The 10,071-nt window shown below is 67.2% G+C and carries 11 protein-coding genes; 2 read left to right on the top strand and 9 right to left on the bottom strand.

Features of this window, described 5'->3' with window-relative positions; translation table 11 throughout:
• Positions 1–94: 94 nt before the first annotated feature.
• From AOJ26_RS32375 to AOJ26_RS32350, 7 genes are all read right to left on the bottom strand, one after another.
• A complete protein-coding gene (locus AOJ26_RS32375) occupies positions 95–709 on the bottom strand; it encodes a TetR family transcriptional regulator (RefSeq protein WP_053851928.1) in 615 nt (204 codons plus the stop codon).
• A gap of 34 nt (positions 710–743) precedes the next feature.
• Positions 744–1,337, bottom strand: coding sequence for a hypothetical protein (locus AOJ26_RS32370; protein WP_234358728.1), 594 nt, complete (start codon positions 1,335–1,337; stop codon positions 744–746).
• Positions 1,334–1,633 (bottom strand): hypothetical protein, encoded by a 300-nt coding sequence (locus tag AOJ26_RS44640; protein WP_234358726.1) that lies wholly within the window; start codon positions 1,631–1,633, stop codon positions 1,334–1,336. Before AOJ26_RS44640 ends, AOJ26_RS32370 begins: the two co-directional genes overlap by 4 nt.
• A gap of 79 nt (positions 1,634–1,712) precedes the next feature.
• Complete coding sequence (locus AOJ26_RS32365; protein WP_078960116.1) at positions 1,713–3,905, bottom strand: phosphotransferase family protein; 2,193 nt, start codon at positions 3,903–3,905, stop codon at positions 1,713–1,715.
• Between the two features lie 179 nt (positions 3,906–4,084).
• On the bottom strand, positions 4,085–4,972 hold the full coding sequence (locus AOJ26_RS32360; RefSeq protein WP_053851927.1) for a GntR family transcriptional regulator: 888 nt from the start codon (positions 4,970–4,972) through the stop codon (positions 4,085–4,087).
• A gap of 235 nt (positions 4,973–5,207) precedes the next feature.
• Positions 5,208–5,912, bottom strand: a complete 705-nt coding sequence (locus AOJ26_RS32355) for an HAD family hydrolase (RefSeq protein WP_373413180.1) — start codon at positions 5,910–5,912, stop codon at positions 5,208–5,210.
• A 29-nt stretch (positions 5,913–5,941) separates the two neighbouring features.
• Positions 5,942–6,820, bottom strand: a complete 879-nt coding sequence (locus tag AOJ26_RS32350; RefSeq protein WP_053851925.1) for a winged helix-turn-helix domain-containing protein — start codon at positions 6,818–6,820, stop codon at positions 5,942–5,944.
• Positions 6,821–7,024: 204 nt separating this feature from the next.
• On the opposite strand from AOJ26_RS32350, the gene AOJ26_RS32345 reads away from it, so the two are divergent.
• Positions 7,025–7,213 (top strand): hypothetical protein, encoded by a 189-nt coding sequence (locus AOJ26_RS32345; RefSeq protein ID WP_053851924.1) that lies wholly within the window; start codon positions 7,025–7,027, stop codon positions 7,211–7,213.
• A 34-nt stretch (positions 7,214–7,247) separates the two neighbouring features.
• Here the strand turns inward: AOJ26_RS32345 and AOJ26_RS32340 are convergent, their stop codons facing one another.
• Positions 7,248–8,165 (bottom strand): winged helix-turn-helix domain-containing protein, encoded by a 918-nt coding sequence (locus AOJ26_RS32340; RefSeq protein WP_078960114.1) that lies wholly within the window; start codon positions 8,163–8,165, stop codon positions 7,248–7,250.
• A 185-nt stretch (positions 8,166–8,350) separates the two neighbouring features.
• On the opposite strand from AOJ26_RS32340, the gene AOJ26_RS32335 reads away from it, so the two are divergent.
• Positions 8,351–8,536 (top strand): hypothetical protein, encoded by a 186-nt coding sequence (locus AOJ26_RS32335; RefSeq protein WP_031056588.1) that lies wholly within the window; start codon positions 8,351–8,353, stop codon positions 8,534–8,536.
• A 224-nt stretch (positions 8,537–8,760) separates the two neighbouring features.
• Here the strand turns inward: AOJ26_RS32335 and AOJ26_RS32330 are convergent, their stop codons facing one another.
• Positions 8,761–10,011, bottom strand: a complete 1,251-nt coding sequence (locus tag AOJ26_RS32330) for a GNAT family N-acetyltransferase (protein WP_053851929.1) — start codon at positions 10,009–10,011, stop codon at positions 8,761–8,763.
• Positions 10,012–10,071: the final 60 nt, after the last annotated feature.

Genomic DNA, 10,071 nt, shown 5'->3' with positions numbered 1-10,071 from the left:
CTCGTTCAGGGCGGGACGGGAGGGAGCGGACTCGGCTGACGTCATGGGGACGAGCGTACGCGGAAAAAGCAACCGAGTTAAATTCTTTACTCAGTCACTCCCGGGTGAGCCAGGTCAGCCCGCCCGCCAGCACCCCGAACGCCCGCTCGGCGGCGGCCACGGCGTCCGCCCGCACGTCCTCGATCCGCTCCCCCGCGGCGATCCGCCGCCAGTTCTCCAGGGCGAGCACCCGCCGTACGGCGATGATCTGCCCCGCGGCCAGCCGCGCGTCCAGATCACCCCCGAGCACCTCGGCGAGCGCCGCCTCCTGCCGCTCCAGGTGGGTGTGCGCCCGGGCGACCAGCGCGGGAGTGCCGTAGAGCAGCCGGTGGAAGGCGAGCACCTGGGGATGATCACTGAGCCCGGTGGCGGGATCGCCCCGCTCCAGCCCGTCGAGGAAATGCCGCCGGAGAGCGACGAGGGGCGGCTCCTCGGACTCCGCCACCACCCGCGCGGCCTCGTCCTCGTGATCCGCGATCCGGTGCAGGACGAGGTCCTCCTTGGCCGGGAAGTACCGGAACAGGGTCGGCTTGGAGATCTCGGCGGCAGCGGCGACCTCGGCGACGGACACGGCGTCGAAGCCCTTCTCCAGAAAAAGCCGGATGGCGATCTCGGAGACGTTCTCGTACATCTGCCGCTTCTTGCGCTCGCGGAGGCCGGGGGTGGTCATGGGGGTGAGCCTACGCAGAGGGCCCAGGACGGGGTCAGGACGCCGTGCCCAGATGCCAGCGGGACCGCTCGGCCAGGTCCCACAGGTCGTCGAAGTGCTTGTTCCAAGTCGCCAGGGCCGCTTTGGTCTCGTCGGTGCCGTCCGAGGACCAGAAGGTCAGATCCGTCTGATAACCCTTGGGGTCGTAGTACTCGGGCCCTGAACTGGAATCTATGGTCCGGGCTGCCAGGTCGTAGAGACCGTGCAGCACCAGCTCACGGTTGAAGATGCAGATCTTGTCCCGCGGTATGCCCGGGTAAAAACGGTACTCACACTCGGCCGTCATCCGGCCCGCGCCGGTCAGCCGGTGGGCCAGGGCGGACAGCCGTCTCGCGTATCCCATGCACTGCGTCTCCAGCCCTCTGCGAAACGCCTCGTCATCGACGGGATTGCCCTCAGGGCCCACCCGGGAAGGGACCGTCATGGGAAGGCGGAAGTCCGGCACCAGGAACCTGATGCGCACCTCCCTGATGGGTCCGGGATTTCCGAGCATGGCTTCCAGACGGTGGTAGAGCTCGTTGTACAGAGTCTCGCCCGTATAGCCGAGGAAGCTGATCTCCACTGCCTGAGCTTCGAACGCCTCCGTCACGAACTGCCGAGTTCCTGGGACTTGACCTGCGCTCGTGGGGCGAGCCGAAGCGATGCCGCAAGATCTTTCAGCGTGTCATACAGGACGTACCCGACCAGACTGAGCAGCGCACCGCCCAAGAAGGTCTTGCCCGCCATCGCGTCCCCCACAGGCTCCACGAACTGGGCGAGAAGCCCGGTGCCGAAGATGCCCAGCAGCAAGGTACGCGTGATCATCGGTTCGTAGCGCGCCTGGAATCTCTTCAGTCGGTCACCCATAGTGACGCCGGCCACGCCCCTGCCGCTGCTGCCGGACATCCGGAGCCCCTTCCCCCATGCGGAAGCCGCCGATCCGTCTCGTGACGCACCAGTTGGACCCTCAGTGCGGCGCCAGTCCTTAATGGTCTCCGTGCGGCAGGGCGAGAACAAGATAGGGATTGGTCGTGAGTTTGGACCGCAGGCCGAGCGTCGCCGTCGCGGCAGTGAGGGTCATGGCATAGGTCCCCACAGCCCGGCTCACATTGGGGGCGTCGAGGCTGTCGCGGGTCATGAGCCGGTCCAGGTCCACGTAGGCGGAGCGCACCGTTTCGATCCAGCGGTAGACGCGCCAGTCGCGATGCCATCCTCTCGTGCAGTCGTCCGGCAGGAGCTGCGCCCACCGGTTGAACATGCGCACACGGATCTCCGGGAGAGTGGGCGTGAGGTGCATATGGCGGACGAGGTCGTAAAGCGGATCACCCACCATCGCCATCTCCCAGTCGATCAGGGTCAAGCCGGTCCCGTCCTCACGACGGATCATGTTCCAGGGATTGAGGTCTCCGTGCAGAAGGACGGAACGCCGAGGCGACACCGTATGGCGACGCAGGATCTGTTCCAGACGGAAGCCACTGGTGGGCAGACCGAGTTGGCCTGCCAACTGAAGCGTTTCCTTCGGCAGGTCCGACACCATCCGGATGAGCTCGTCACACAGTTGTTCATGGAACCCTGCGACCGGTGAGTAGGCATCCTCCGCCAGCTTCGCGCAGTCGATCTGGGTGAGGGCGTGAAGCTGGTTCACGAGGTCGTCCGCCTCGTGCGGCAGAAGGCCACCCTCGGGATGCTCGGGAGCCCGGATCTCCCCCTTCGGCCCCTCGAAGGAATGAATGGTGAACTCATCCCCGAGTTCACTGGTTCCCAGCGCCAGCACACGCGGCGCCCGCACCGCCACGCCCGAGTCCTCGATCGCCCGCAGCACGACGTGCTCGTTCAGGAACCGACGCTCCCGGGAATTGCCGGCTCCCACCTTGCGCCGCACCATCACCGGGTACGGCACGCCGTCCACCCGCACCGCCGTGCTGAGGTGTGCCGTGCCCTTGAACACCCGGTCGGCCAGCGCAGCCCCCTCCTCGAAGAGGGCTTCCTGTACCGCTGACTTGGAGAATTGCGGGTGCGCGGGGACCCGCGGGTCACGCACCCACGAGATGGACGACACCGCGCGGTCACGACTGTGGCGCTTGCCGTGCGAGACGTTCCAGCGGAAGAGGATGCGCTCGATGGCCTTCTCGTCCGGCACGTTCTTCAGACGCAATGGCTCTTCGGCGGCCTGCAAGGCCCAGTACACCGCTTCGGTCGCGGCGTCCAGATCCTTCTGATCGAACGATTCGCCCAGAGACGTAGCGGCACGCATCACGTCCGGGTAGACCGACTGGGCGCGTTCGAAGGCGACATAGTGCCGCAGGTCGCGCTCCAGGCCGTTGACCGCCTTGGGACGCCGCAACACCATCGCGGAACGCCATGCCTCGACGGCCTCGTCCCACTGACTCGGTGGGTAGCCCATGCGCACCAGATGGGTGGCGAGGTCGTGCAGCGGGTCACCGTAGCTCGACAACTCCCAGTCGACGCAGATCAGTGGCGGCCCGGCCTCGTACGACACGATGACGTTGTCGCGGTGCAGATCCGTGTGGAGGAGGCTGAAAGGCCGGCTGATCATCGCCGGCACACGCTCGGCGAACCGCACCATGGCGTCCTCGGGGATGCCGAGCATCGCGAACAGACCGCCGAACCTGTGCCAGTTACGCTGCCGAACCTGGGTCTCCGTGGCCAGTGCCAGTGTGCGCAGAAAGGCCCGGCTGTCCCGGCTGGAGCGAGGCCAGGACTGCGGCAGGGGAGGCAGCTCCTTGCGACCGACGTGCGTCATGTCCGCCAGCAGTTCGGCGAGGGCCCGCACCAGATGCTGGTCCACGGGCTTGCCGTTCGGGCAGACGCTCGACAAGGGGACGCCGTCCACGTAGCTCATGACCGCGATGTCGCCGTACTTCCACAGGCACCGGGGCACATGGGGGAGGACGCCGCCGATCGCCGTGAGGATCTCCGCTTCGTCCTGCCAGGTCCGGATCACCACGGGCAAGGCGGAGCGTTGTCGCTCACGCACCATGATGAACCGGTGGTCCGCCAGCCGGTCAAGCCACGGCGGTGGCGGAACGATGTAGTTCAGGTTGTGGTGGCCACGGGTGAGCCGTCCTGCGGACCGGGCGTGGGAGACCAGCTCACCGAGCGCCTCGCGGACCGCCCGCCCCGCGAACGCGGCAGCGGGTCCGGATGGACCACCCACGGGCACTCCTGAGCAACTATGCGGCGCTTCCGATGTTCATGCGCAGCACGAGAGGACCACACTGTAGTGCTCAAGTATCACCTGACACGGGCGTTATTCGGAATTGGCTACCCAGGCGAGACCATCTTCACTCCTTGGCTTCACGCCGTTCGAGGTCTTGGACGAACACGGAATGCATATCAAGGCTGGTCATAGCGATGCCAGCAGGAGTCGAACCACTCCTGCCAGCTCTGCATGAACACGGAACCGGTGGCGTTGGGATCGCCCTCGTCGTTGGCGAGCCGTATCAAGGTGGAGCCCAGTCCCAGGACATCCCAGGCATCGATCTCGGTGTCGTCGTCCGTCAGGATCGTGCGCTCCACGATCTTGTACGGACCCAACAGCCCCTCCGCGCCGCGCCGCAAGTACAGCTTGTGGGTCGGTACGAGCGGCACCTCCCGGACCGGCACCACCACGTCAGGCACCAGTCCGTCTGTCTTGAGGTTGCGCAGGGCGTTACGCAGCGAGGACGTGTGCGTTCGGATGATCTCCCGGGTCCGGACCTGCAGAATCCGGTCCAATTCCGCCAGTTCGGCCGCGGAAAGGTTCTTCGAGGCCCTGGCGCGCGGATACGGGAGCTCGATTGTGTCGGACGGCAGCAGTATGCGGAGGGCGATGCGCTCGGGGGCGGGGATCTGGCCGCTGCGGATCGCCTCGGCCTGCACCCGTATGTGGGTGTCCAGGCTCTCCGAGGTGAACGTGAAGACGTCGAGCTCCACGACCGGCTGAGCGAAGGCCCGAGCGATGAAAGGCCCGAGTGCGATACGGCCCGGCGACACTTTCGAGTGCGTCGTCACATGGACGGGGAGCGTCACGCGAACCTTCGAGCCACTGCCCTGACGGGATTCGATCCAGCCCTCGGTCTTCAGCTCATCAAGAACCCGCTGAATGGTGTCGCGTGAGACCCCGAACGATTCGGCCAGGGCGCGCTGCGGCGGCAGGCTGGACCCCGGCCGGTACTCGCCGTCGGCGATCCGCGACCGCAACGTAGCCAGGATGGTGGCTCCTTTGCCGCGCTGTTCGCTCACATCGCGACCGTACCTCCCTCACCTGTCATCCAAACAGCTTTCAGGCCACCAACAGTCAACTTCGGCCGGTCAACAGACCAATTTCTACTGCATGGTTAGTCGATCAATCACCCAGGGCACAACCAGATTCAAGGCAACCAGTCCAATTGGACCGCAAGTTGATCAGCCTCATCAAAGTGGCAGAGGAGTGGACGGCACAGTGGACCGGTTATGCGCACATCAGGCGACCGACAGCTCAGCCGACAGGACGCAGCACGTCCAGCACCTGCTTCAGCGAGCCCACGACGACATCGGCTCCCGCATCCCTCAGAATCCGCTCCTTGTCCGCATTACGCGCGTAGCCGAGAAACGACACCCCGGCCCTTTGGGCGGCCACCAGGTCCGTTGCTGCGTCACCGATCATCAGCGTGGCCGACGGCGCGGCCCCCATGGCTTTGATGGCCTCTTCGAGGCAGTGCGGGCTCGGCTTCATCAAGTCGAGGTTCGGCGTGCGGCCGTAGACATGGGGGAAGCAGTCCGCCAGACCCCGGCTCTCGACGTACGCCACTGCCGCAAGCGCGGCATTGTTGGTCGTAATGGCGAACCGCACGTCGAGCGTCGACCATGTCCTGATCAACGGATCGGCGTGCGGCGTCGGCATGGCCTTGGGAACGGCCTGCAGCTCACGCCGGGTGAGCCACTCCTCCAGTTCGAGGACCAGGTCGCTCCCCGGACGCCGTTCGTGCACACCACGCAAGGCATCGTGCGGGTCATTGCCGGATCGTTCCTGCTCAGTGAGCAGGCCGCCCATTCCCAACTGGTCGATCTCCTCCACCAGTTGACCGGCTATCTGGTGCGCCGGATACCCCGCGAACAACCGGCAGATCGGTCCGTCGAGATCCCAGAGCACGTACCGAGCGGAGGCGACCAGTGATGCGAGTCGTGCTGTCTCTGCTGTCACCGGTTCAGTGTGCGTCGTCTCAGGAGTCACTAGGAGAGTGTCAGGTCCGTCGTGATGGTTTCCCAGAGGGCGTCGAACCACTTCTGGGACTGGTCCACGAACGCCGCGTCCCGCTCCCCCGCGCTCTTCTCGAAGGAGAACAGCAGCGACTCCGTGCCGAGGACGTCGTACATGTCGAGCATCCCCGTGTCGGTCGCCTCCTCCCTGCGCGCGACCATGTAGTACGCGATCAGCGCCTCCACGCCGTTGAGCAGGTACAGCTTCACCGGCGGGGTGAACGGCAGGGCGCGGAATCTGACCTTGACGTCGATGCCGTGGGAGGAGCGCAGGGAGCGGAGGTTGTGGCGCAGGACGTGACCCTGGGCGTTGCGCATCTCCAGCCAGCGCTGGTGGACCGGGTTGTCGTCGTCGGGGGCCTCGACCGGGACCGGGAAGGCCAGGTTGATGTCGCGGGAGGGCAGCAGGATGCGGACGTCGATGGACTCGGGGCGCAGGCTGCCCTCGTGGATGAGACGGACCGGCTCGCTGAGGGCCACCATGAGCGTCTCCGCCGTGAGGCAGGCAGCGTCGATCCGGACCTGCGGGCCGGCGAACGCGTCGGCCAGACGCGGCGCCAGGGCCACCATCGTGGGCTGCGGACCCCCCTGGGTGACCGGCACCTCCGCGATCCGCGGCGGGCTCCCCTTGCTCACATTGCTGAGCAGTCCGTCCTCCTGAAGGGCACGCAGCGCCTGGCGGACCGCGCCCCGTTCCACCCCGAACTCCTCGGCGAGCTCGGCCTGGGTGGGGAGGCGGTCGCCGGCCTTGAGATCGCCCGTGCGGATGCGTTCCCGCAGGGTGTCGGCGATTTCCTGGGGCGAGAGCCTTCTGCTGCCGTTCACTGCCACGTTCTCCTGGGTCACGACCAAACGGTACAACTCCAATCCATCTATGGGGAGTTGTCGCGAAGTTGTTTATCAACTGCCACCAAGTGGGGACAACATAGTTAGAGTTGGTTGCCAACTTGGTTGAGTTGGCGGAAGTTTTGCCTCCACTCCGACGGCAGCGCCACCTTTCGCACCGCCCGCTTCACCACCGCCTCGCCCGCCCCGAAGCCCGAAGGGGGAACCACCATGCCGGCCCTTGCCCTCCTCTCCGCCGTCTTCGTCGTCGGCGTCGAGCAGACCCTGCAGTGGAAGTACGGAGCCAGCGGCATCATCGGGATGCTCCTGCTCACCATCGGCATCAAGGCCAAGAACCCCGCGATCAGCTCGACCGGGGCCGTGGTGCTCGCCCTGCTGGTCGCGGGACCCGCCCTATGACCCGAGCAGCTCGGATCCACCCCTGTGGGAGACCTCAGCTCGTGAGCGCCAGCTCCGAACTGATCGTCTCCCACAGTGCGTTGAACCACAGATGGGACTGCTCCACGAACGTCGTGTCCCGCAGCCCCGCGCCCTGCTCGAAGGCGAACAGCATCGACTGGGTGCCCTCGGAGTCGTACAGCTCCAGGTGCTCGTCGTCGATCTCCTCCTTGCGGCGGGTCAGCGTGTAGTACGCGAACAGCGCCTCCGCGCCGTTGAGCAGGTACAGCTTCACCGGTGGCGTGAAGGGCAGGGCGCGGAAGGTGACGTGCACGTCTATGCCGTGCGTGGCCCGCAGGGCCAGGAGGTTGTGCTGGAGGACCTGCCCTTGCGCGTTGCGCTGGGCCAACCAGCGCTCGTGCACCGGGTCGCCGTCGCCGCGGCCCTCCACCGGCACCGGGAAGGCGAGGTCGATGTCCCGGCCCGGGAGCAGGACGCGGACGTCGACCTTGGCCGGATTCAGTCGTCCGGCGTGGATCTGACGCAGCGCCTCGGCGATCGCGAGGTTGAGGGACACCGACGTCAGGCACAGGGCGTCTATCTCCACGTGCGGGGCGGCGAAGGCGGCGGCGATCCGGGGGCCGAGGGTGACCATCGTGGGCTGCGGCGCGGCCCCGGGGCCGGTGACCGTCCTGCTGCGGCCCAGGTCAGGGGCGACGGTCGCGGGGCTCCCCTTGGAGACGTTGGTGAGCAGGTGTTCCGTCTGCAACAGGTACAGCGCCTGCCGTACGACCCCGCGCTCGACTCCGAACTCGTCGGCCAGCCGCGCCTGTGTGGGCATGCGCTGACCTGCCCGCAGCGTGCCGGACCGGATCCGGGCGCGGAGCTCGGCGGCCACCTCGCGATGTGACTTCTGTGGCCGCTGTGACCTCTTCCGCCCATTGACGGAGGCGTGTTCGGGGTCCACGACCAAACACTACAACTTCCCGCCATCTTTGGGCAGTTCACTGGAAGGTGGTTATGAGCCGCATCCAAGCGGAGATAAGTACAGTGAAGTTGGTCGCCAACTTGGTCAACCTTGAGAAACATGGTCAAAACTTCACGAGGTTGGCCAACTCGGCGGTCGACAGGGGCCACCGTCCCGAAGGGGGGACCGTCATGCCGTTCATCGCCGTCGCCATCGCCGCCCTCGCCGTCGGCTTCGAAGCGCTGGTCCAGTGGAAGTGGGGCGCGATGGGCATCATCGCGTTCCTCGCCCTGACCATCGGCGTCAAGTCGAAGAACGTCGCCATCGGCGGCATCGGAGCGGTCATCCTCGTGATGCTGCTCGCCCAGTCCGGATGACGCCCGCCCCACCGGGCCCAGGATCCGGCTGACCGGGCTCCCTCCTGGAGGGGAGCCGGGAGCCCGGTCGGTCTGCACAGCCACAACTGAACACCGACAACTGAAGAACCTCACCGGCACAGCCACAACCGAACAGTCACAACTGAACAGCCTCACCGGTACAGCCACAACCGAAGAGCACAGCTACGGATGAACGGTCAGCCGTCGTCGACAGGAAGAAGGCCTCAGAACATGTCCGGGCACCAAGGCCGCCTGGACGTACGCAGCAGGGCGTCGGCCCCCCGGCCGGCGCCCGCTCGGTCTTCCCGCACCCGCCCCAGCGCCGCGAGCCGCACCGCCGACTCGTCACCGAGCCACAGCGTCGCCAACTCCCGCACGTCCAGGGTGAGATCGGCGCTCTCCGTGGTCGCCGTACAGGAGGCGCCGTCGGGCGAGGCCTCCAGGCGGTACCGGCCGCCGGCCAGCCCCGAGCCGTCCAGGACCTCCAGCACCAGCGCGCCCTCGCTGTCGTAGGTCCGCGCCTCCAGAGCCCGTACGACATCCAGGATCCGCACCCACATCCAGTCCGCGTGCATGCTGACCCCGGCGGCCGGGGGGTTGGGCAGCAGGTGCGGGAGCAGGTCGTCGGGGGCCCGCCAGCCGCTCCTGACCCGCGTGACCCAGTCGATCGAGCACAGGTAGTGCCACAGGGCGCGCTCGGCGGCCGGGGTCGAGGCGATCAGGCCCCGCACGCTCGCCGTGTTCGCCGGCTGCATGGTGTCGGCCCACTTCTCGTCGACGTCGTACGTCATCAGCCCCTCGACCGTGCCGTCCGGCGCCCGGTACACCGCGAAGAACGGCTCGGTCCACTTCGGGTCGGTGCGCACGGCACCCGTGTTGAGCTGCCACCACCAGTCGTCCCGGCTGATCGCCCCCGGTGTGGCCCGGCGCATCCGGTCGTGGAGTTCGGGACCGAGCTTGCGTACGTCGTCGGGTTCCACCAGGTCGATGCGGCCGCCGCCCAGATCCGGGCCGCGGGGGTCCAGGCCCGCGCGCGGCACGTCGATCGTCCACTCGGTGCCCGAGGTGGCGGGGCCGAAGCCGTACCGGCCGTAGATCCGGTACTCGGCGGCGATCAGCGTGGCCAGGACGTCCCCGCGCTCCTTGGCGGCGGCGAGGTCCTGGCTCATCATGCGGGTCAGCAGGCCGCGTCGGCGGTGGGTGGCGGTCACGGTGACGGCGGAGATCGCGTCGGCGGCCACGAGCCGGCCCCCGACCGCCGTCACCTCCTGCGCGAACGACCGGAAGGTCGCCACGCAGCGGTCCCCCTCGAAGGCACCGATGAACCGGCCCGGCTCGAACTGCCCCTTACGGGCCTCCAGTTCGGCCGCCGACACGACGGGCTCCCGCAGGAACCCGGCGCGCACGGCACGCAGCCACTCCGGGTACTCGGCCTCGGTGATCGGACGGACGTCGATGTCGGCTGGGGCGTTCATGGGGCCACGGTAGGCGGGCGGGGTGGAGGTGTCGCGCACTTTTTCCCGCACCCCAAGCAC

The organism is Streptomyces sp. NRRL B-24085 (genome assembly GCF_001282115.1).
GTDB lineage: Bacteria > Actinomycetota > Actinomycetes > Streptomycetales > Streptomycetaceae > Streptomyces.
Note: the sequence above shows the minus strand (reverse complement) of the source record. Positions and strands in the feature narration are given on the sequence as shown.